General features: G+C 72.3%; 19 protein-coding genes. 10 read left to right on the forward strand and 9 right to left on the reverse strand.

The window, feature by feature from the left end:
• Positions 1-54: 54 nt before the first annotated feature.
• Genes SPRI_RS12635 through SPRI_RS12650 form a run of 4 tightly spaced genes read left to right on the forward strand, consistent with a single transcriptional unit; the run spans position 55 to position 4,407 of the window.
• Positions 55-1,446 carry an FtsW/RodA/SpoVE family cell cycle protein gene (locus SPRI_RS12635; protein ID WP_005311974.1) on the forward strand — a complete coding sequence of 464 codons (1,392 nt, stop codon included), beginning with the start codon at positions 55-57 and terminating at the stop codon, positions 1,444-1,446.
• Positions 1,443-2,903 carry a penicillin-binding transpeptidase domain-containing protein gene (locus SPRI_RS12640; protein ID WP_053556931.1) on the forward strand — a complete coding sequence of 487 codons (1,461 nt, stop codon included), beginning with the start codon at positions 1,443-1,445 and terminating at the stop codon, positions 2,901-2,903. The genes SPRI_RS12635 and SPRI_RS12640 overlap by 4 nt, the downstream gene beginning before the upstream one ends.
• Positions 2,900-3,958 (forward strand): amidase family protein, encoded by a 1,059-nt coding sequence (locus SPRI_RS12645; protein ID WP_053556932.1) that lies wholly within the window; start codon positions 2,900-2,902, stop codon positions 3,956-3,958. The genes SPRI_RS12640 and SPRI_RS12645 overlap by 4 nt, the downstream gene beginning before the upstream one ends.
• A complete protein-coding gene (locus SPRI_RS12650; protein ID WP_037773755.1) occupies positions 3,955-4,407 on the forward strand; it encodes a DUF3291 domain-containing protein in 453 nt (150 codons plus the stop codon). The genes SPRI_RS12645 and SPRI_RS12650 overlap by 4 nt, the downstream gene beginning before the upstream one ends.
• A 57-nt stretch (positions 4,408-4,464) precedes the next feature.
• Here the strand turns inward: SPRI_RS12650 and SPRI_RS12655 are convergent, their stop codons facing one another.
• A complete protein-coding gene (locus tag SPRI_RS12655) occupies positions 4,465-5,574 on the reverse strand; it encodes a ferritin-like domain-containing protein (protein ID WP_005311983.1) in 1,110 nt (369 codons plus the stop codon).
• 167 nt (positions 5,575-5,741) lie between these two features.
• Here SPRI_RS12655 and SPRI_RS12660 point away from each other — a divergent pair, with 167 nt between their 5' ends.
• The 4 genes from SPRI_RS12660 (at position 5,742) to SPRI_RS12675 (ending at position 9,208) form a co-directional block, all read left to right on the forward strand.
• Positions 5,742-6,677, forward strand: a complete 936-nt coding sequence (locus SPRI_RS12660) for an AurF N-oxygenase family protein (RefSeq protein WP_005311985.1) — start codon at positions 5,742-5,744, stop codon at positions 6,675-6,677.
• Positions 6,678-6,720: 43 nt separating this feature from the next.
• Entirely contained in the window at positions 6,721-7,449 is a 729-nt protein-coding gene (locus SPRI_RS12665; protein ID WP_037773757.1) for a TetR/AcrR family transcriptional regulator, read from the forward strand.
• Positions 7,450-7,459: 10 nt separating this feature from the next.
• A complete protein-coding gene (locus tag SPRI_RS12670; protein WP_005311989.1) occupies positions 7,460-7,750 on the forward strand; it encodes a hypothetical protein in 291 nt (96 codons plus the stop codon).
• 219 nt (positions 7,751-7,969) lie between these two features.
• A complete protein-coding gene (locus SPRI_RS12675) occupies positions 7,970-9,208 on the forward strand; it encodes a C40 family peptidase (RefSeq protein WP_053556933.1) in 1,239 nt (412 codons plus the stop codon).
• Between the two features lie 4 nt (positions 9,209-9,212).
• On the opposite strand, the gene SPRI_RS12680 is transcribed toward SPRI_RS12675, so the two are convergent.
• Genes SPRI_RS12680 through SPRI_RS12700 form a run of 5 tightly spaced genes read right to left on the reverse strand, consistent with a single transcriptional unit; the run spans position 9,213 to position 15,573 of the window.
• Entirely contained in the window at positions 9,213-10,448 is a 1,236-nt protein-coding gene (locus SPRI_RS12680) for a styrene monooxygenase/indole monooxygenase family protein (protein ID WP_005311991.1), read from the reverse strand.
• Between the two features lie 38 nt (positions 10,449-10,486).
• Positions 10,487-11,158: a GTP-binding protein gene (locus SPRI_RS12685; protein WP_037773758.1), complete on the reverse strand. Its 672-nt coding sequence runs from the start codon at positions 11,156-11,158 to the stop codon at positions 10,487-10,489.
• On the reverse strand, positions 11,139-11,534 hold the full coding sequence (locus tag SPRI_RS12690; protein ID WP_037773759.1) for a DUF742 domain-containing protein: 396 nt from the start codon (positions 11,532-11,534) through the stop codon (positions 11,139-11,141). Before SPRI_RS12690 ends, SPRI_RS12685 begins: the two co-directional genes overlap by 20 nt.
• A complete protein-coding gene (locus tag SPRI_RS12695) occupies positions 11,534-12,016 on the reverse strand; it encodes a roadblock/LC7 domain-containing protein (protein ID WP_005311997.1) in 483 nt (160 codons plus the stop codon). The genes SPRI_RS12690 and SPRI_RS12695 overlap by 1 nt, the downstream gene beginning before the upstream one ends.
• Positions 12,013-15,573 carry a sensor histidine kinase gene (locus SPRI_RS12700; protein WP_053556934.1) on the reverse strand — a complete coding sequence of 1,187 codons (3,561 nt, stop codon included), beginning with the start codon at positions 15,571-15,573 and terminating at the stop codon, positions 12,013-12,015. The genes SPRI_RS12695 and SPRI_RS12700 overlap by 4 nt, the downstream gene beginning before the upstream one ends.
• Positions 15,574-15,938: 365 nt before the next feature.
• On the opposite strand from SPRI_RS12700, the gene SPRI_RS12705 reads away from it, so the two are divergent.
• Positions 15,939-16,727 carry a hypothetical protein gene (locus SPRI_RS12705; protein ID WP_053556935.1) on the forward strand — a complete coding sequence of 263 codons (789 nt, stop codon included), beginning with the start codon at positions 15,939-15,941 and terminating at the stop codon, positions 16,725-16,727.
• 28 nt (positions 16,728-16,755) lie between these two features.
• On the opposite strand, the gene SPRI_RS12710 is transcribed toward SPRI_RS12705, so the two are convergent.
• On the reverse strand, positions 16,756-17,238 hold the full coding sequence (locus SPRI_RS12710) for a MarR family winged helix-turn-helix transcriptional regulator (RefSeq protein ID WP_005312005.1): 483 nt from the start codon (positions 17,236-17,238) through the stop codon (positions 16,756-16,758).
• A 229-nt stretch (positions 17,239-17,467) separates the two neighbouring features.
• On the opposite strand from SPRI_RS12710, the gene SPRI_RS12715 reads away from it, so the two are divergent.
• Positions 17,468-18,292 carry a lysozyme gene (locus SPRI_RS12715; protein ID WP_005312008.1) on the forward strand — a complete coding sequence of 275 codons (825 nt, stop codon included), beginning with the start codon at positions 17,468-17,470 and terminating at the stop codon, positions 18,290-18,292.
• 37 nt (positions 18,293-18,329) lie between these two features.
• On the opposite strand, the gene SPRI_RS12720 is transcribed toward SPRI_RS12715, so the two are convergent.
• A complete protein-coding gene (locus SPRI_RS12720) occupies positions 18,330-19,133 on the reverse strand; it encodes a pentapeptide repeat-containing protein (protein WP_005312010.1) in 804 nt (267 codons plus the stop codon).
• Between the two features lie 98 nt (positions 19,134-19,231).
• Entirely contained in the window at positions 19,232-21,643 is a 2,412-nt protein-coding gene (gene lon, locus SPRI_RS12725; protein ID WP_053556936.1) for an endopeptidase La, read from the reverse strand.
• Between the last annotated feature and the right edge of the window lie 54 nt (positions 21,644-21,697).

A 21,697-nucleotide genomic window follows, 5' to 3' on the forward strand; every position in this document is an offset into this window, starting at 1 on the left:
GCGCACTATGACATAAAGGGACAAACGGACGCGCCGCTTGCTACGTTGCGTGGCATGACCGCAACGAGAGCGGGCACTTCGGCGCCCGAGCCGCGCCCCGCGCCCCGTCCGCCCAAGCGGCGGGGCGTCGAACTGTCGCTCCTCCTCGGCGCCGTCGCCATCTGCGTCCACGGCTACGTCGCCGTCGGTCTCGCCAGGAACGGCGCCGTGCCGCCGGACGCCGTCGGCTACGGGGCGGGCCTCGGCGTCCTGGCACTCCTCGCGCACCTGGCCGTACGCCTGCGGGCGCCCTACGCCGATCCCCTGCTGCTGCCGATCGCGGTCCTGCTCAACGGCCTCGGGCTGGTCCTGATCTACCGGCTGGACCTTCAGACCCCGCTCGACCGCGCGGCCCCCGCCCAGCTCGTCTGGTCCACCTCCGGGGTCGCCCTGTTCATCGTGGCGGTCGTCGTGCTGCGCGACCACAGGATCCTCCAGCGGTACGCGTACATCAGCGTCACGGCCGCCCTCGCGCTGCTCTGCGCCCCGATCTTCTTTCCCGCGGTCAACGGCGCCAGGATCTGGATCAGGATGGGGCAGCTGTCCTTCCAGCCGGGCGAGTTCGCGAAGGTGCTGCTGGCCGTCTTCTTCGCCGCGTACCTCGCCGTCAACCGGGGCGCCCTCACCCGTGCCGGCCGGCTGATCCACCGACTGCGGCTCCCCGCCGGCCGGGTGCTCGGACCGATCGTCGCGGTGTGGCTGGTCAGCGTCGGCGTCCTCGTCCTCGAACGGGATCTCGGCACCTCGCTGCTCTTCTTCGGTCTCTTCGTCGTCATGCTCTACGTGGCCACCGGCCGGACCGGCTGGATCCTCGTCGGCCTGCTGCTGGCGTCCGCGGGCGCGTACGCCGTCGGCTCGCTCGAGCCGCACGTCCACGGCCGGGTGGAGGACTGGCTCGACCCGTACGCCGGCATCGAGTCCGGGCAGGGCGCCGGCCAACTGGCCCAGTCCCTCTTCGCCTTCGCCGCCGGGGGGATGCTGGGCACCGGCCTGGGACTCGGCCACTCCACGCTGATCGGCTTCGCCACCAAGTCGGACTTCATCCTCGCCACCGCGGGCGAGGAACTGGGGCTGGTCGGCCTCAGCGCGATCTTCCTGCTGTACGGGCTGCTGGTCGCCCGCGGACTGAGCGCCGGGCTCGCGATGCGCGATCCGTTCGGCAGCCTCCTCGCGGTCGGCCTCTCCTCCATCGTCGCGCTCCAGGTGTTCGTCATCGCGGGCGGGGTGACGGGTCTGATCCCGCTGACGGGCATGGCGATGCCGTTCCTCGCGCAGGGCGGCTCGTCCGTGGTCACCAACTGGCTCATCGTGGCGCTGCTGGTCCGGCTCAGCCATTCGGCCCGCATGCCGCTGCCCGTGCCCGTGGAGGTGGGCGTCCATGCCCCGGCTCCGGCGGTGCGGCAGTGACCGGACACATCCGGCACACCGCCGTGTTCAGCCTGCTGCTCCTGCTCGCACTGCTGGGCAACGCCGCCCGCGTCCAGGTGCTGGAGGCGTCGGCCCTCGGGAAGAACCCGGCCAACCGCCGGGCGGCGATCGCCCGTTACGCCGAGCCGCGCGGGGACATCCTGGTCGACGGGAAGCCGGTCACCGGGTCCAAGGACACCGGTGAGCAGCTCCGTCACGAACGCACCTACCGCGACGGTCCGCTGTACGCTCCGGTGACCGGGTACTCGTCGCAGACCTACGGCACCTCGTTCGTCGAGCACGCGCAGGACCCGGTCCTCAGCGGCAGCGATCCGCTGCTGGCGCCCTTCCCGTTCTGGGGGGACCTGACCCGCAGCCGGCCCGCCGGCGGGGACGTCGCCACCACCATCAGGGCGTCCGTGCAGCAGGCCGCGTACCGGGGGCTCGCGGGCAGGCGGGGCGCCGTCGCGGCGATCGAGCCGTCGACGGGGAAGATCCTGGCCCTGGTCAGCAGCCCCTCCTACGATCCGGGGCTGCTGTCCGGCAACGGGCCCGAGGTCTCCCGGGCCTGGGCCCGGCTGAACGGCGCGGACGCGCAGCCGATGCTGAACCGCGCGGTCCGCCAGACCTATCCCCCCGGCTCCGCGTTCAAGATCGTGACCGCGGCCGCGGCCCTGGAGAGCGGCGTCGTCGACGACGTGGACGCGCCGACGCGGACACCGGAGCCGTACCTGCTGCCCGGCACCCGTACCCCGCTGCCGAACGCGACGAAGGGGTGCGAGGACGCCTCCCTCGCCTACGCGATCCAGTGGTCGTGCAACACCGTGATGGCGAACCTCGGAGCGCGGGTCGGCCTGCGGGACATGGTCGCCACCGCCCGCGGCTTCGGCTTCAACGACCCCGGGCTGCGGATCCCCTCGGGCGTGACGGCCTCCAACTTCGACACCGACATGTCCCCCGACCAGCTGGCGCTGTCCTCGATCGGGCAGTTCAACACGACGGCCACACCCCTGCAGATGGCGATGGTCGCGGCGGCCGTCGCGAGCGGCGGCGACATCCGCAGCCCCTACCTCGTGGAGCGGGTGACCAGGTCGAACGGCGACCTGGTCGCCCAGAACGGCCCCCGCGCCTACCGCCAGGCGATGACCCCGGTCACGGCGCAGCGGCTGCGCGAGCTGATGGTGCGGGCCGTGGAGGAGGGCACGGGAGAGAACGCGGCGATCGCGGGCGCCACCGTCGGCGGCAAGACGGGTACCGCGCAGCACGGCATCGACAACTCCGGCCTGCCGTACGCCTGGTTCATCGGGTGGGCACAGGCCTACGACGCGCCCCGGCCGGGGGTGGCTCTGGCCGTGGTCGTCGAGGACGCGTCCGCGGTACGCGACGACATCAGCGGCGGCGGCAGCGCCGCCCCGGTCGCGCGGGCCGTGATGAGGGCGGCATTGTGGGGTCCATGAACATCGCTGCGGCGCTCGACGCCATCGGGCGGCTCGACGCGGAGGTGAGCGCCTTCGTCGAGGTGTGGGCCGAGCAGGCGCTCGCCCGTGAAGTCTCGACGGACACCCGACTCCCCCTGGCCGGTGTGCCGTTCGCGGTGAAGGGCCCGTCGGGCATCCGGTCCCACGCGGCGCGGCGGCTCACCGCCGCGGGCGCCGTGGCCGTCGGTTCGACGTCGGTACCCGGGCCCGGCACCCCCTGGCAGACCTGGGGCCTCGGCGCGCACGGCCCGACCCGCAACCCCTGGCGGGCGGACCGCACTCCCGGCGGGTCCTCGGCGGGGTCGGCCGCCGCGGTCGCGGCGGGCATGGTGGGGCTGGCGACCGGCAGCGACGGTGCGGGGTCCGTGCGGATCCCGGCGGCCTGGTGCTCGGTGTTCGGGCTGAAGACGACGAACGGGCTGCTTCCCTCGCCCGACCGCACGGGCCTGGCCTCCGCGGGAGTCCTCACGCCGACGGCCGCGGACGCACGGGCGTATCTGCGCTGCGTACTGGACATGTGTGAGCCGTCGCCCCCGGTGCTTCCGCTGCCGGCGGTGTGGTCGCCCGACCTGGGCTTCGCGGACACCGAACCGGAGGTGGCGGCGGTCGCGCTGGCGGCGGTGGAGCGGCTGGCGTTGGCCGGTGTCGTCACGCTCGCGGAGACCCGCCCGGTGCTGCTGGACCCGTGCGACGCGTGGCTGGCGGTACGGGGCGGCCGGCCGGCGCGGGGAGCCGGGGTGCGGGCCGAGAACGACCGCCGTCTGGACGCCCTGTTCGCCGACGCGGCCGTCCTGCTGACGCCCGCCACCCCCAACCGGCCGCACGGCCACGACGGTCCCGGGGCGGACGTCTACTCGACCGCGCTGACCTGGGCGTTCAACCTGAGCGGCCATCCGGCGGCCAGCATCCCGGCCGGCTTCACGAGCGACGGCTGCCCGGTCGGGCTCCAGATGGTGGCGGCCCGGGGCGCGGACGTCTCACTGGTCGAAATGGCGGTGGCGGCGCAGAAGTGCCTGATTACTGTGCGGCCATGACCTCCTACGAGCTCGCCCAGGTGAACATAGGCCGCCTCAAACACCCGCTGGACTCACCGCAGTTGAAGGACTTCGTGGACAACCTCGTCCCCGTCAACGCGGTCGCGGACGCCGCCGACGGATTCGTCTGGCGGCTCCAGACGGAGGCCGGGGACGCGACCGATCTGCGGGTCTTCGGCGACGACTGGCTGATCGTGAACATGTCGGTGTGGCGGGACACCGACTCCCTGACCGCCTTCATGTACCAGGGTACGCACCGGGAGCTGCTGGCCCGGCGCTACGAGTTCTTCGAGCGGATGCGGGAGGTGATGACGACGCTGTGGTGGGTCCCGGCCGGTCACCGGCCGACGGTCCGCGAGGCGGAGGAGCGCCTGCTGCACATCCGCGAACACGGTCCGACGCAGCAGGCGTTCACCCTGCGGAAGTCGTTCCCCGCGCCGGTGGGGTGATCAGCGGCGCCGGCCGGCCGCGCGGGACCGACGCCACCCGGGTGCGGTCGCACCCGGTCACGGTGCGTCGGCGCCCTCCGCGACGGCCTGCGCCACCTCCGCCACCCGCTCCTGCTCCTCGGCCGCGAACCGCTCACGGTCGAGCTGTTCCGCGATCTCCTCGTCCTGGGACATCAGCAGGTCGAGGCTGGCGTCGCCCATCTCGAAGACGCCCATGTCGAGATACGCCTTCTGCAGCCGCTCGCCCCACAGCCCGATGTCCTTGACGCACGGCACGATCCGGCTGAAGAGCAGCTTGCGGAAGAGGTGGAGGAACTCCGACTGCTCCGAGTACTCCTCCGCCTCCTTCTTCGAGACGCCGAAGTTCTCCAGTACCTCGACGCCGCGCAGCCGGTCGCGCATCAGGTAGCAGCCCTCGATCACGAACTCCTCGCGCTCGCGCAGTTCCGCGTCGCTCAACTGCTGGTAGTAGTCGCGCAGCGCCATCCGCCCGAAGGCCACGTGCCGGGCCTCGTCCTGCATGATGTACGCGAGGATCTGCTTGGGCAGCGGCTTGGTCGTGGTGTCGCGGATCATGCCGAAGGCGGCGAGGGCCAGGCCCTCGATGAGGACCTGCATGCCGAGGTAGGGCATGTCCCAGCGGGAGTCGCGCAGGGTGTCGCCGAGCAGGGACTGCAGGTTGTCGTTGATCGGGTAGAGCATGCCGATCTTCTCGTGCAGGAAGCGGCCGTAGATCTCGGCGTGCCGGGCCTCGTCCATGGTCTGGGTGGCGGAGTAGAACTTCGCGTCGAGGTCCGGGACCGACTCGACGATCCTGGCCGCGCAGACCATGGCGCCCTGCTCGCCGTGGAGGAACTGGCTGAACTGCCAGGACGTGTAGTGCTTGCGCAGCTCGCCCTTGTCCCGTTCGGTCATCTTCGCCCAGTGCCGGGTGCCGTACAGGGTGAGCGCCTCGTCGGGTGTGCCCAGCGGGTCGTACGGGTCGACCTCCAGGTCCCAGTCGATGCGCTTGGCGCCGTCCCACTGCTTGTCCTTGCCCTTCTGGTAGAGGGCGAGGAGGCGTTCACGCCCGTCCTCGTACTCCCAGCTGAAGCGTGCGGAGCCGGTGGCGGGGACCTGCCAGGTCGGCTCCGAGGGGGCGTTCGTGTAACGGTCCTGCGTAGACACCGGCGGCTCCTTCGCCTCGGATCCCTTGTGCACAAGGACAGTTGGCAGGCTCACACGTTGGTAGACGCGGAGTCAACAAGTCGTGCACAGGGGATTGACGCGGTTACTGACGGGGAGTCTCATAGCAGCGGAAGCCGGTGACCCCCACTCGCGAGGTGCCCTCAGCCATGACGACAGTGACCGACCGCGACGTGCAGCTGCTCCGCGACGCACTCGGCCCGCTCCGGGACCGCGAACAGGTCGCCGCGCGCCTGCTCGAGTCCTCCGCCAAGCACTCCTTCGACCCCGACAAGGAGCTCGACTGGGAGGCACCCATCGAGGAGGGCAAGTGGTTCTGGCCCCCCGAGCTGGTCTCCCTCTACGACACCCCGCTGTGGCGGAGGATGTCCGAGGAACAGCGCATGGACCTCGCCCGGCACGAGGCCGCGTCGCTCGCCTCGCTCGGGATCTGGTTCGAGATCATCCTGATGCAGCTGCTGGTGCGCCACATCTACGACAAGTCGGTCACCAGCAACCACGTCCGCTACGCCCTCACCGAGATCGCGGACGAGTGCCGGCACTCGATGATGTTCGCCCGCATGATCCAGAAGGGCGGGGCGCCCGCGTACCCGGTGCCCCGCGTCTACCACAACCTGGCCCGCGTGCTGAAGACCGTGTCGACCACGCCCGGCTCCTTCGCCGCCACCCTCCTCGGCGAGGAGATCCTCGACTGGATGCAGCGCCTGACCTTCCCCGACGAGCGGGTGCAGACGCTGGTGCGCGGCGTCACCCGCATCCACGTCGTCGAGGAGGCACGCCACGTGCGCTACGCCCGCGAGGAGCTGCGCCGCCAGATGGTGACCGCGCCGCGCTGGGAGCAGGAGTTCACCCGGCTCAGCTGCGGCGAGGCGGCCCGCGTCTTCAGCGTGTGCTTCATCAACCCGCAGGTGTACGAGAACGTCGGCCTCGACCGCCGCGAGGCGGTCGCCCAGGTCAAGGCCAGCGGGCACCGGCGCGAGGTCATGCAGACCGGCGCACGCCGGCTGACCGACTTCCTGGACGACATCGGCGTGCTGCGCGGGCCCGGCCGCAGGCTGTGGAAGAGTTCCGGACTTCTCGCGTGATCGCATGAGAGCCGCCGCGCACGCTGCGGTTACGCTGCGGAGCATGACCAGTCCCGCTCCCGCGACCCGCGCCTACCGACGGCTCAGCGTCGAGGAGCGCCGCACGCAGCTGCTCGCCGCGGCGCTCACCCTCTTCGCGCACCGGCCGCCGGAGGAGATCTCGCTCGACGACGTGGCGGAGGCGGCGGGGGTCTCGAGGCCGCTCGTCTACCGGTACTTCCCCGGCGGCAAGCAGCAGCTCTACGAAGCGGCCCTGCGCTCGGCCGCCGACCGGCTGGAGCTGTGCTTCGCGGAACCGAAGGCCGGTCCGCCGACCGAGCGCCTGACCCGGGTGCTGGACCGCTATCTGGCCTTCGTGGACGAGCACGACGCCGGCTTCAGCGCGCTGCTGCGGGGCGGCAGCGTCGCCGAGACCTCCCGTACGACCGCGATCGTCGACGAGGTACGGCGGGCCGCGGCCGAGCAGATCCTCGTCCACCTCGGCGCGGAAGGACCGGGGCCGCGGCTCCACATGATGGTCAGGACCTGGATCGCGGCGGTCGAGGCCGCCTCGCTGATCTGGCTGGACGAGGGCAAGCGGCCGGCGGCGGACGAGCTGCGCGAATGGCTGGTCGACCATCTGGTCGCGCTGCTGACGGTGACGGCGGCGACCGACGAGGAGACGGCCGGCGTGGTGGCGGACCTGCTCGCGCAGGAGACCGCGGACGGCCCCGTGGGCACCCTGGTGAGCAGGCTGGGACCCGTCGTGGGCGGCGCCGCCCACCTGCTGTGAGACTGGTGGGGTGAGAAGCGAGAACACCCCCTTCGAGGGCGGCCCCCTGGACGGGCGCGTGCTCCCCGTCCTGGTGGGCCCCACCGGCCACCCCCCGAAGTGGTACAAGGTGCCCGTACCGAACGACGACGGCTCCCCGCCCACCGTCTACGCGTACCGCCGGGTCCCCTCCGGTTACACGAAGCGCCTCGGGCTGCAGCGTGGCTGGAAGTACGAGTACGCGCCCGGGGGTGTGGAGCGGCGCGAGATCAGGTGGCCCTGGTCGAAGCCGGGAGGAGCCGTCCAGCGCCCCCTGCGGTGACCCGCGCCGGACGCGTGGCGCCGGGGGTGTCCGGGACCGCCCGGGCCGCGGACCGGCGCCGCGCCGTACGGCAAGCAGCCGCGCCGCACGCTCGTGCATCGTCCCTGCACGGGTGACCTCGTTGCGCCGGGCCGCTCCCCTCCGGTCGCGCCCGCTCCACCGCGGGACACAAGGTCGAGCCCGGGCGGAACGGCCGCCGTCAGGGCCGGAGGTGATCGGGTGTCAGGCAGGTACTCACTGCGCGCCGTCTGCGTCGGCGCGCTCGTCGTCGCAGCGACGGCCACCACGCTGCCCGCGGCGGCGGACCCCCCGGAGCCGCGCAGAGGCGCCGTCGACAGGTTGCTCGGCGACCTCGGTGACACCGTCATGGAGCGGTTCTCCGGCGAGGATCCCGCCGCAGGACCGCCGCTCCCTCTCGGTCAGCTCACCACCGCACCGGACATGGCCGGGGTGCTGACCCGGCTGCGGGACCTGTACCGGCAGGCGGAGGCGGCCGGTGAGACCTACAAGAGCACCGAGGACGCGCTGGCGGCCCAGCGCGCGGAGACCGCCCGGCTGTCCCGCGCCCTCGCCGCGGCCCGCAAGGCCCTGGTCACCGGCCGGGCCGACGCCGGGCGCATCGCCCGCGTGCAGTACCAGGGCAGCTCCGACCTCTCCTCCTACCTGCATCTCCTTCTCGCCGCCGACCCGCAACAGGCGCTCGACCAGGGTCACTTGATCGAGCGGGCGGCGAGCGGGCGGCTCGCGGCCATGGACCGGCTGGAGGCCGGAGAGAAGCGGGCCCGCGAACTGGCGACGGCGTCCCGCCGGGCCCTGGAGCGCGAAGTGCTCCTCGCCGCCCGGCAGAAGAAGGCCAAGGACACCGCCACGGCCAGGCTGCGGGCCGCAGAGGGACTGCTCGCGTCCCTCTCCGCGGAGGAACTGATCGCGCTGGCCGGGCAGGAACGGCGGCAGACCGCGGACGCCCAGGAGAAACTGCTGGCCACGGGAGCGCTGGAGGGGAAGCGTACGCCGTCCACGCAGGGCGACCGTGCGCTGGCGTACGCCGCCGAGCAGATCGGCAAGCCCTATGTGTGGGGCGCGGAGGGACCGGAGTCGTACGACTGCTCCGGGCTGACCTCGAAGGCGTGGGCGAGCGCCGGGCGCGCCATTCCCCGGACCAGCCAGGAGCAGTGGGCCCGGCTGAAGAGGGTGCCGCTGGACGAACTGCGCCCCGGTGACCTGGTCGTCTACTTCCCCGAGGCCACCCATGTCGCGATGTACCTCGGTGACGGCATGGTCATCCAGGCGCCGCGCCCCGGCGCACGCGTCAAGGTCTCCCCCATCGCGTCGAACCCGCTGCTCGGAGCGGTACGCCCCGACCCGGCCGGCCCGGCCCTGCCGTCGTACACCCCGCCCGAGCTGCCGGACGACGCGACGGCCGGCCCGGACGAGGGGTACGACAGGGTCTTCGGCTGACCTGTCAGGCGCCGGAGACCGACGCCAGGTAGGCCTGGGCCTTCTCCGGCTCGTAGAAGAAGTTCTCGAAGTCCGCCGGGTCGTTGAAGCCGTTGGCGAACCGGTCGGCGACCGGCTGGAGTGCGCCGCCCGCTCCGATCAGGTTGAGAACGTGCTCCGGCGGGACGCCCAGCATCGCGTTCGTCCACTTGGTGACGTGCTGCGCCGTCTCCCAGTAGCGGTCGAAGGTGCCCTGCATCCACTGCTCGTCGAACGGCCGGTCACCGTGCTCGGTGATGGACGCGAGGTAGGAGGCGGCGCACTTGGACGCGGAGTTGGATCCCTGGCCGGTGATCGGGTCGTTCGCAACGACGACGTCCGCGACGCCGAGCACGAGCCCGCCGCCGGGCAGCCGGCCGATCGGGTTGCGGACGGTCGGGGCGTACCGGCCGGCGAGCGTGCCGCCCGCGTCGGTCAGCTCGACCCTGGTGGCCCGCGCGTACTCCCAGGGCGTGAACTTCTCCATGAGCTCGAGCGTCAGGGCGAGGTGCTCCGAGGGGTCCTTGACGCCCTGGAAGACGTCCAGCGGCCCACCGGGGACACCCTCCCAGAAGAGGATGTCGGCCCGCCCGGAGGTGGTGAACGTCGGCATCACGAACAGCTCGCCGACGCCGGGGACCAGGTTGCAGCGGACCGCGTCGTAGTCCGGGTGCTCGGGGCGCGGGCCGAGACCGTGGACGTACGCCACGGCGAGCGCGCGCTGCGGCTCCGCGTACGGGGAGCGGGACGCGTCACGGCCGAACATGGAGACGAGTTCGCCCTTGCCGGCCGACACCAGCACCAGGTCGTAGGTGCGGGAGAAGTAGTCGAGGTCGGAGACGGCGGCGCCGTGGATGACGAGCTGACCGCCGCGCTGGGCGAACGTCTCCATCCAGCCGGCCATCTTCACGCGCTGGTCCACCGACTGGGCGTATCCGTCCAGCTTGCCGACCCAGTCGACCGCGCGGGTCGAGTCGGGGGCCGCGACGGACACACCGAGACCCTCGATCTTCGGGGCCTGCGACTCCCAGAAGTTGATGCCGAGGTCGCGCTCGTGCTGGAGGGCGGTGTGGAACATGCACTGGGTGGACATGACCCGGCCGGACCGGATCTCGTCCGCCGTGCGGTTCGACATCAGGGTGACCTCGTAGCCCTCGGACTGGAGGCCGAGGGCCAGCTGGAGGCCGGACTGACCGGCACCGACTATGAGTATCTTCCGCATGGCGGGTTCTCCGTGGTTCTGCGTCGCGGTTCGGGAGGCTATTCGGGGGTGGCGTCGAGGGCGTGGGCGACCAGCGCCAGCAGCGACTCGATCACCGTGATCCGGTTACGGGCGTCCATGATCACAACCGGTACGTGCGGCGGCACCGTCAGGGCCTCCCGTACGTCCGCCGCCTCGTACGCGGTCGTTCCCTCGAAGTGGTTGACGGCGACGATGTACGGCAGCCCGCAGCTCTCGAAGTAGTCGAGGGCCGGGAAGCAGTCGGGCAGCCGCCGGGTGTCGGCGAGCACGATCGCGCCGATCGCCCCGCGCACCAGGTCGTCCCACATGAACCAGAAGCGCTGCTGACCGGGCGTGCCGAAGACGTAGAGCACCAGGTCGTCGTCGAGCGTGATCCGGCCGAAGTCCATGGCCACCGTCGTGGTGACCTTGTCGGGCGTGGCGGTGAGGTCGTCGGTGTCCTCGCTCGCCCGGGTCATCAGCGCCTCCGTCTGGAGGGGCGTGATCTCGGAGACCGAACCGACGAACGTCGTCTTGCCGACGCCGAAGCCGCCCGCGACGACGATCTTCGTCGCGGTGGGCGCACGGGTGGTGTCCAGCTGCCAGGCCTGCACCGCCTCTTCGGTGCGGGCCTCGGGCGCCGCAGGGGAGGACGGGTCGAGAGGCGCGGCGTCGGGCCGTGCGAGCGTGTCAGAGGCGGCGGAGTCCACTCAGCACCCTTTCCAGCAGTGCGCGGTCGGGCTGGCCGGTGCCGTGACCGGTCCCGTACACACGGATCTTTCCCTGGTCCGCCAGGTCGCTGAGCAGCACCCGGACGACACCGAGCGGCATCTTGAGCAGCGCCGATATCTCGGCGACGGTACGCATACGGCGGCACAGTTCGACGATCGCCCGCAGCTCGGGCATGACCCGTGCGAGGGTGCCGCCGGGCAGTTCCCTGCGCTCGGGCGGCGCCTCGAGGGCGGCGACGAACGTCTCGACGAGCAGCACGTGCCCGAAGCGGGTACGACCGCCGGTCAGGGAGTACGGGCGGACCCGGGCGGGACGTTTGCCGTCACCGCGCACAGGAAGTCGGGGGCCGGTCATCACAGACCACTCTCCATCGATTTGCGCAGTTCACTGCGGACTTCGGGGGTGAGTACGTGTCCGGCCCGGCCGACGAACAGCGCCATGTGGTAGGCGACGACGCTCATGTCGCAGTCGGGGGTCGCGTGCACCCCGAGCAGGGAGCCGTCGCTGATCGACATGACGAAGAGACTGCCCTCCTCCATGGCGACCATCGTCTGCTTGACGCCTCCGCCGTCCATCAGCCCGGCGGCCCCGACGGTGAGGCTGCCGATGCCGGAAACGATGGTGGCGAGGTCCGCGCTGGAGCCCTTCGGGCCCTCACGCGGGGCCACGGCGGCCGGGGCGGCGTTCTGCTCCGCGTCGGAGGAGAGCAGCAGCAGTCCGTCGGACGAGACGACGGCGACGGAGCGCACCCCTGGCACCTCCTCCACCAGATTGCCCAGCAACCATTGAAGGTTGCGGGCCTCGCTGCTCAGGCCGAACGTGCCGGTCGCAGTCAACTGCGTGCCTCCTCGACTGTGTCCCCCGTCTCCGCTGCGGTCTCCCGCTGGTCCGTCCGGTCCCGGTCCGCCCGGTGCGCGGGCTCCGCCGGTTCCGGCTGTGCTGTGGTCTCCGCGAGCTCGGCCTCCGCGTCACGGCGGCCGTCCTTGGCGCCCTGGTGGAAGCCGCCGAGCCGGCGGCGCAGGGCCTCCGCGTCGACGCTTCCGGTGCGCCCGGAGGGGGCGGCCGCGGGCTGGACGGACTTCGGGGTGCGCTTGGGCAGGCCCTTGTCCGTGACCCGGTCCCAGGCGGCGGGTGCCTCCGGCGTGCTTCCCCCGGGCTCCTGCTCCGGCTCGGGCGCGTGCTCCGGGTCCGGCGCGTGCTCCGGCGCGCCGGACTCCTCCGGCTGCTTCGGCAGCCGCATCGTGAACGTCTCCTGGTCGACGCCGGTGGTCACCGGGTCGCCGTCGGCCGTCCGCTCGTGCGTCTCCGGCTCCGCGGCGGCGGCGGCGAGGATCGCCCGCTCCGCGGCCTCGACGAACGGGTCGGGCTCGAGCCGCTGCTCCGCCTGCGGGTCGGTGTCCCGGCCGTACGCGTGGCCGTGCGCGTGGTCCCGAGCGAGGTCGTCGTCGCCGTCGTGACCGCCCACGGGGCCCTGCGCGAAGCCGTCGGCAAGGTCGTCGCCGTCGTGACCGCCCCCGGGGCCCTGCGCGAAGCCGTCGGCAAGGTCGTCGCCGTCGTGACCGCCCCCGGGGCCCTGCGCGAAGCCGTCGGCAAGGTCGTCGCCGTCGTGACCGCCCCCGGGGCCCTGCGCGAAGCCGTCGGCGAGGTCGTCGCCGGGACCGGCCGGGCCGTCGTCGAGCACGTCGGCGGTGTCGAAGCCGGCGAGGAGGTCGGTGTTGGGCACCGTGGCACCCACCGGTCCGGTCGCTCCGGCGGGCTGCGCCGGCGCGGGCGCCTCGGCCGGCGCGCCCGCTTCCGCATGTGCGGCGGGTCCGGCCGGCGCGGCAGGTGCGGGCGCTTCGGCCGCTGCGGCGGGTGCGGGCTCCTCGGCCGCGGCGGGTGCGGGCGCTTCGGCGGTCCGGGCCGGCGCGGCGGCCGCGTCATCCTCGTGGGCCGGCGCGCCGGAGCCTTCGACCGGCTCCGTGTCGCCGGACACGGCGTCCTCGGGACCGAACGCCTCCGCGTCCGGGCCGGCGCCGTCGGTGTCCGCCTCGTCCGTGTCCTGCCGGCGCGGGCTCCTGGGCAGGGCGTTCGAGTTCGCCTCGGCCACCGAGCCGGGGAGGTTCAGCGCCGGCGCGGCTCCGGGCACCGGTACCTGGCGGCCCGCCGTCGCGGGCGGTCCCGTCGGCAGCAGGGCCTGCGGTACGACGACCACGGCGGTGATGCCGCCCTGCTTGTGCTCGCGGAGCTGGATCCGCACACCGTGGCGCGCCGCGAGCAGCGCGGCCACCCGCAGTCCGAGGCCCTCGCCCTCACGGCCGGCCGGCGGCTCGGCCTCGTAGGACTCGGGGTCCTCGAGGCGGGCGTTGATCTCGGTGATGCGCCCCGCGGTCATACCGATGCCCGCGTCCTGGACGGAGAGCATCACCTCGCCGCTCTCCAGCAGCCAGCCCGAGAGCTCCACCTGGGCGTCGGGCGGCGAGAACGAGGTGGCGTTCTCGAGGAGTTCGGCGACCAGGTGGCTGAGGTCGTCCGCGGCGAAACCGGCGACCTGCGCGTGCGGAGGCAGGGACTGGATGACCACCCGCTCGTAGCGCTCGATCTCGCTGACGGCGGCGCGCAGCACGTCGACGAGCGGGACGGGCCCGACATGGCCGTGCCCGTGGTCGGTGCCGGCGAGGACCAGCAGGTTCTCGCTGTGCCTGCGCATGACGGTGGCCATGTGGTCGAGCTTGAAGAGCGTGGCGAGGCGCTCGGGGTCCTGCTCGCGCTCCTCCAGCTTCTCGATGACGCCGAGCTGGCGCTCCACGAGTCCGAGGGTGCGCAGCGAGAGGTTCACGAAGGTGTGGTGGACGGTGTGGCGCAGCCGGCCCAGTTCGCGGGCGGTCTCCTCGGTGTGCTGCCGCAGTTCGGCGCGCGCCTCGGTCAGCTCGGCCTCGACGGCGGCGCGCGAGCCGAGGAGTTCGTCCCGGTCGGCGTCCAGCCGCGCGGCACGGGTCCCGAGGTCGCGGAGCTTGCCGTGGAGGGTGTTGAGGGACCGTACGACCTGGGCGAACTCGTCGTTGCGTCCGGTGAAGCGGACCGGTTCCTCGCTCTGCGGGGCCGGGGCGTCGGCGAGCCTGGCGGCGCCGATCCGCAGGACGGCGAGCGGGCGGGTGAGCGTGCGGGACACCGCGGCGAGCACGCCGACGGTGACGACGAGAAGTCCGCCGAGGAGGGCGATCCGGATCTCCAGCGCGGTGAGGTCGTCGTCGCGCAGCTGCTCGAACCGTTCGGTCCGCTCGGTCGCGAGGGACGACTCCGCGCCGCGCATCTGCTCGATCCGTGCGGTGAGGGCGGCCTCCAGCTCGGCGGGGTCGGTCCCGCGTTCCGCGTCGGAGAGTTTGGGCTGGTCGGTCAGGCGGGTCAGATAGGTCTCCGCCGCCTTCACCTCGGGCCCGGTGACGGTGGCGGCGAACTTGTCCCGCGCGGCCGGTCCGGCGGCCTGGTCGAAGTCGGCGAGCGCGGCCAGTTCGCGTACCCGTGCCTGCTGTGCGGCGGCGGTGAGCGCGTTACGGGTGCGGGCGTCGGAGCCGGTGTCCTCGCCGGCGCTCTCCACGGGGAGCCCGGTGATCGGGTCGTAGGAGATGACCGGGTCCGGCTGGGGCACGGCGAGCGCGGCGAGCAGCAGTCCACGGGCGGCGGAGGCCTGTTCGACGGCGAGGCCGAGCTCGGCGGGGGCCCTGGTGGCGTCGGCGGCGCGGGGCGGCGTGCGGTCGGCGAGCTCGCCGGCCAGGGCGTGCAGCGCGGAGATGACCGCGGTGTAGGCCTGGTGCGTCTCCATCGCGGTGCCCTCGCCGGACAGCGCGGTGCGGCGGACCGAGGGCACGGAGGCGAGCGAGCGGCGGAGCTCCGCACGGTCGTCGGCCAGGGTGTCGCGCATCTCGTCGAGCTGCCGGTCGACGCGGTTGCCGAGGCTGTCGGAGACCTTGCGGCGGTCCTTCTTGTCGCCCTCCTGGTCCTCTCCCCCGGCCGCGATGTACGCGGTGAGCTCGTCGCGTTCGTCGGCGAGCGAGTGGGCGAGCGTGACGGCCTGCCGGTCGAGGGCGGCCAGGGTGACCAGCCGCTGGGACTCGGTCAGGTCGCCGGAGGCGTCGAGGATGCCGGGAGTGCCGGCCGCGACGACGACGAGGCCGGCGACGGCGACACCGGCGACCAGCCGGTTGCGTACCCGCCGGGAGCGGCCGGCCGGCGCCTGCGCGGCGACGGCCTGTCCGGCCGGGTCCTGCGCGGCTGTGTCCTGCGCGGCTGCGTCCTGGGCACGGGGCGCCGGGATCTGCTGGGGAGGGACCGGGGCCTGGGGGTCGCCCGGTGCTCCCGTGGACGGGATTCCAGTGGGCCTGCCGCCGTTGCTCCGAGGCCGCTTCTTCTGCACCGGTGCTCGCAATCTTGCTTGACTCGTCCACCCATGAAGCAGAGATGACGACCGGTCACGCGCGTAAGCCCCACCCCTGGTACGGCTTCCGACCATTCCAGTGCCTTTGGGAGGGAGGCGCGCATCGGCCGCTCCGCCACCCGAACGAGTGAACAACACTCGTGAGTTGGCGAACAACTTCTCCGGGCGGTCCGCCGGGGCGTCCGCACTCCGCGGGTTGGACCTTCCGGCGCCCCTTTGGCACTATGTGCGCCCGCAGCTTCGCACAGTCGCCCATTCGGGGCGAAGCACGCCGTCTGACCTGCTGGTACGGGCCAATCGCCGTTCTGCGAAAGCCTTGTGAAGGTCTCATGCAGACTGGGTTCATGCGCATCGAACTGGCCACCTCCCCCGGCTCTCCCGAACGCCCCAACGAGGACTGGGTCTCCGTCGCCCTGCCCGCTTCGGGCCAGGGTGGAACCGTCGTGGCGCTCGACGGCGTGACGCCTCCGAGCGGTGACGCGGGATGCGTGCACGGTGTGCCGTGGTTCACCGCCCGGCTGGGCGGCTCACTGGTGGAACTGTCCGGTTCGCGACGTGACCTGACACTTCGGGAGGTGCTCGCCGAGGCAATCCGGCGCACCGCGGACGCCCATCGCGACACGTGTGACCTTTCTCACGTGCGAACACCTCAGGCGACGGTGGTGCTGGCGCGCTGGGGCGGGCCGGAGCAGGAGGTCGAGTACCTGGTGCTCTCCGACTCGACCCTGCTGCTCCAGTCGCCCGACGGCTCGGTCTCCGCGGTGCTGGACGACCGGCTGGACCGCCTGCCGCGCGAGGCGCTGCGGACCCACGCCTCGGCGGACGCGCTGCGGAACTCGGAGGGCGGGTTCTTCACGGCGGCGGCGGATCCGGCGGTGGCCGTGCGCGCGGTGGCGGGCAGCGTTCCGCGCGAGCGGGTGAGCGCCGTGGTGGCGCTCACCGACGGCGCCTCGCGCTGGGTGGACATGTTCGGTGCGGGCGACTGGGCGAAGTGTGTGGCGCTGCTGCGCGAGGAGGGGGCGCAGGGCCTGATCGACCGGGTGCGGGAGCTGGAGACGGATGCCGGCGCCCGTACGGCGGCGATCCGGTTCAAGCTCCACGACGACGCCTCGGCGGTCCTCGTCGAGGTGTGACGCCACGGGGGCTCCCCGGCCCCGCCCGTCAGCTCTCCGCGCGGGCGTTGAGCTGGTGCAGGAGCCGTGCGAGCTCCGCGACCTCGTGACGGTCCCAGCCGGCCAGCTTGTCGCGGTACCGGTCACGGCGGGCGTCGCGCACATGGCGGAACCGGGCCGTTCCTTCTTCCGTGAGCCGTACGAGGGAGGCGCGGCCGTCGGCGGGGTCCGGTTCGCGGGTCACCAGGCCCAGTTCCTCGAGGGCCCGCAGCTGACGGCTCATGGTCGCCTTGCCGACACCGAAGTAGCCGGCCAGCTCTGTGGCCCTCTGGGCTCCCGTCTCGTCCAGCCGTACGAGGAGTCCGTAGGCGGCTGGTTCGAGCTCGGGGTGGACCTCGCGGGCCATTTCACCGGAGGACGCCCTGGCGCGACGCAGAAAGACGGCCAACTCCCGCTCCAGAGCGAGGAATTCCTGGTCCACACCACTTCCGCCCTTCGGGCCCGCTCCACCCGCCGTACCGCCTTCGTGCACGTCAGCACCCCTCGCGCGCTTTCCGGGTCGTGAAAGTTTCTTACGGCGGCCGGTATTGCCGCAGCTCCGCCAGTATTTCGCAGGCGTAGACCAACGGCGGCGCCGAGGCCCCCTTCCTACCGTGGGTCTACGTGCGTAGCGTCCTTCATGGCATGTCCACACCATTCACTTCCGCCACGGCATGCCTGCACATCGTCAGATCCCCCACCGAGGCCTTCGGAGGCACGCCATGCCCGTGCACAGATCCGGAACGACCGCTCGCCGGCGCATCGCCGCGGCCGGCACTCTCCTCGCAGTCCTCTCCCTGCTCCTCACGCTCCCCGGCACCGCCACGGCCGACCCCAAGCCCGAGCGCGGCTCCGCCCACATGGGCATGGGCGTCGTCGCCCACGACGGTCAGGGCGGCCCTCCGCGCGACACCCGCGCCGTCCAGACGGAAGGCGTCGACGTCTCCAGCCACCAGGGGAACGTCAACTGGTCGGCCCTGTGGACCAGCGGCGTCAAATGGGCCTACGTGAAGGCCACAGAAGGCACGTACTACAAGAACACGTACTTCACGCAGCAGTACAACGGGTCGTACAACATCGGCATGATCCGGGGCTCGTACCACTTCGCCACCCCCAACACCACGACGGGCACCGCCCAGGCGGACTACTTCGTCGACAACGGCGGCGGCTGGTCCCGCGACGGCAAGACCCTGCCCGGCGTCCTCGACATCGAATGGAACCCGTACGGCGCCGCGTGCTACGGCAAGTCGCAGGCCGCGATGGTCACCTGGATCCGCGACTTCCTGAACCGCTACAAGGCACGCACCGGCCGTGACGCGGTCATCTACACGGCGACCAGCTGGTGGACGCAGTGCACCGGCAACTACGCCGGCTTCGGGGCCACCAACCCGCTCTGGATCGCCCGCTACAACACCACGCCGGGCACCCTCCCGGCCGGCTGGCCCTACTACACGATGTGGCAGTACACCTCGTCCGGGCCGATCGTCGGCGACCACAACAAGTTCAACGGCGCGTACGACCGCGTCCAGGCGCTCGCCAACGGCTGACCTCCGCCCAGGGGTGCCCGTCCCGCCGCGCCGGTCGTCACGACCAGTGCGCGGGGCGGGTGAACCCGTCGGGCAGCCGGGTGGCCGCGTCGCCCCTGGCCGCGTTGAGCTGCGGCTGCGTGAGGAAGATGCAGCCGGTCAGATCCGCGCCGGACAGATCGGCGTCCCTCAGATCGGCACCGATGAGGTCGGCCAGCCGCAGATCGGCTCCCGTCAGGTCGGCCGCGATCAGGTACGCGCCGCGCAGACTGACACCCCGCAGATCGGCGTTCCGCAGCCGGGCCCCCATCAGGTCCGCGCCCCTGCGGTCCTTCTTCTTCCGTCCGCTCCCCGCACCCGCGCGCACGAGTTCGCTGGCGCGCAGCAGCAGGTCGTTGACCTGTCCGCGCTCGGCGCCGACGTCCAGCTTCAGCAGTGCGCCGGGAGCGAGCCGGGTGAGCTCCTCGATGTGCTCCTGGCGGCGGCGCAGCTTCCCGTGCAGCTCACGGGCGGGCTCCAGGGTCAGCGCCTGGGCGATGTACCAGAGCAGTTCGTGCAACTGCCGTACGACGGGGAAGACCTCGAACATCTCCCGGGCCGTGTCCGGGGCGTCGCGCCAGCTCGTCCCGCCGTAGGTGACCTGCGAGACCTGCTGCCCGGCGCCGAAGCAGTCGTAGACCGTGCAGCCGGAGTAGCCGCTGTCCCTGAGGCGGGCGTGGATGCCGCAGCCGAAGTCGGTGCGCAGATTGGCGCAGGGCTTGCCGGCGTCCTTGCTGACGGCGAAGTCGGCGGACGCGGCGAAGGGCAACGCCACGCAGCACAGGCCGAAGCAGTTTCCGCAGTCGGCACGCAGGGTCTTCATCCGTCCATTGTGCGGGACCTGCGCGATGGCCCGGCGGAGCGGGCAGGCGGAGGGCCCGGCGGTGGATCACCACCACCGGGCCCTTCCGGGCGGCGCGGTCAGGCCGCCGCGGTCACCGGCACGTCCGCCGAGGACAGCGCGATCTCCAGCACCTGCCGGACGTCCGTCACCGGGTGGATCTCGAGCTTCTCGAGGATCTCCGCCGGGACGTCGTCCAGGTCGGGCTCGTTGCGCTTCGGGATCACGACCGTGGTGATGCCCGCCCGGTGGGCGGCGAGCAGCTTCTGCTTCACGCCGCCGATGGGCAGCACCCGGCCGGTGAGCGAGACCTCGCCGGTCATCGCCACGTCGGTGCGCACCTGGCGTCCGGAGAGCAGCGACGCGAGCGCCGTGGTCATCGTGACGCCCGCGCTCGGCCCGTCCTTGGGCACCGCGCCCGCCGGGAAGTGGATGTGCACGCCCCGGTCCTTCAGGTCGGCGACCGGCAGCTCCAGTTCGGCGCCGTGCGAGCGCAGGAAGCTCAGGGCGATCTGCGCGGACTCCTTCATCACGTCGCCGAGCTGACCGGTCAGCGTCAGTCCGGCCGCGCCGGTCTCCGGGTCGGCGAGCGACGCCTCCACGAACAGGACGTCACCGCCCGCGCCGGTCACGGCGAGCCCGGTGGCCACTCCGGGCACCGCGGTGCGGCGCTCGGCCGGGTCCTGGGCGGACTCCGGCACGTGGTGCGGCCGGCCGATGAGCCCGCGCAGTTCCTCGTGCGTGATGGTGAACGGCAGCTCCCGGTCCCCCAGCTCGTGCTGTGCGGCGACCTTCCGCAGCAGCCTCGCGACGGACCGCTCCAGGTTCCGCACTCCGGCCTCGCGGGTGTACTCGCCCGCCAGCTTGCGCAGCGCGGAGTCGTCGAGCGTCACCTCGCCGGCCTCGAGTCCCGCCCGCTCCAGCTGGCGCGGCACGAGGTGGTCACGGGCGATGACGACCTTCTCGTCCTCCGTGTAGCCGTCCAGACGCACCAGCTCCATACGGTCGAGCAGCGCCTCCGGGATGGCCTCCAGCACGTTGGCGGTGGCGAGGAAGACCACGTCGCTGAGGTCGAGCTCGACCTCGAGGTAATGGTCACGGAAGGTGTGGTTCTGCGCGGGGTCCAGGACCTCGAGCAGGGCCGCCGCGGGATCGCCGCGGAAGTCGGAGCCGACCTTGTCGATCTCGTCGAGCAGGACGACCGGGTTCATCGAGCCGGCCTCCTTGATCGCACGCACGATCCGGCCGGGCAGCGCGCCGACGTACGTACGCCGGTGGCCGCGGATCTCGGCCTCGTCCCGTACGCCGCCGAGCGCGACGCGCACGAACTTGCGTCCCATGGCGTGCGCCACGGACTCGCCGAGGCTGGTCTTTCCGACGCCGGGCGGGCCGACGAGCGCGAGCACCGCGCCCCCGCGCCGCCCGCCGACGACGCCCAGCCCACGGTCGGCGCGCCGCTTGCGCACCGCCAGGTACTCGGTGATCCGCTCCTTCACGTCCTGCAGTCCCGCGTGCTCGGCGTCCAGGACCTCCTTGGCGCCCTGGATGTCGTAGGCGTCCTCGGTCCGCTCGTTCCACGGCAGTTCGAGAACGGTGTCGAGCCAGGTGCGGATCCAGCTGCCCTCGGGGCTCTGGTCGGAGGCCCGTTCGAGCTTCTCGACCTCCTTGAGCGCGGCTTCCCTGACCTTCTCCGGCAGGTCGGCCGCCTCCACCCGGGCCCGGTAGTCGTCGGACTCGTCCTCGCCGTCCTGGCCGTTGAGTTCGCGCAGTTCCTTGCGCACGGCGTCCAGCTGACGGCGCAGCAGGAACTCGCGCTGCTGCTTGTCGACGCCTTCCTGGACGTCCTTGGCGATGGCCTCGGCCACGTCCTGCTCCGCGAGGTGTTCGCGCAGCTGCTCGGTGGCGAGCTTCAGACGGGCGACCGGGTCGCTGGTCTCCAGCAGCTCGATCTTCTGGGCCGTGGTCAGGAAGGGTGAGTAGCCGGAGTTGTCAGCGAGCTGCGAGATGCCGTCGATCTGCTGCACACGGTCGACGACCTGCCAGGCGCCGCGCTTCTTCAGCCAGTCGGTGGCGAGCGCCTTGTACTCCTTGACCAGTTCGGTCACCGCGCCGGGCAGCGGGTCGGGGACGGTCTCCTCGACCACGGTCCCCTCGACCCACAGCGCCGCGCCGGGGCCGGTGGTGCCGGCGCCGATGCGGACGCGGCCGACGCCGCGGATCAGGGCGCCGGGGTCCCCGTCGGAGAGCCGGCCGACCTGCTCGACGGTGCCGAGGACGCCGGTCGCGGCGTACGTGCCGTCGACGCGGGGAACGAGCAGCACCTTCGGCTTGTTGCCGGAGGGCCGGGCGGCAGCCTGGGCGGCCTCGACCGCGGCCCGCACCTCGGTGTCGGACAGGTCGAGCGGCACGACCATGCCGGGCAGCACGACCTCGTCGTCGAGCGGCAGGACGGGCAGTGTGAGCGGTGAATTCGCCTTGTAATCGGCAGCCATGATCTCCCCTTAGGCAGTCAAGTTGAGCTGTACCGACTCAATGGTTATGAGCCC

The sequence above is a fragment of the Streptomyces pristinaespiralis genome (assembly GCF_001278075.1).
Classification (GTDB): Bacteria; Actinomycetota; Actinomycetes; order Streptomycetales; family Streptomycetaceae; genus Streptomyces; species Streptomyces pristinaespiralis.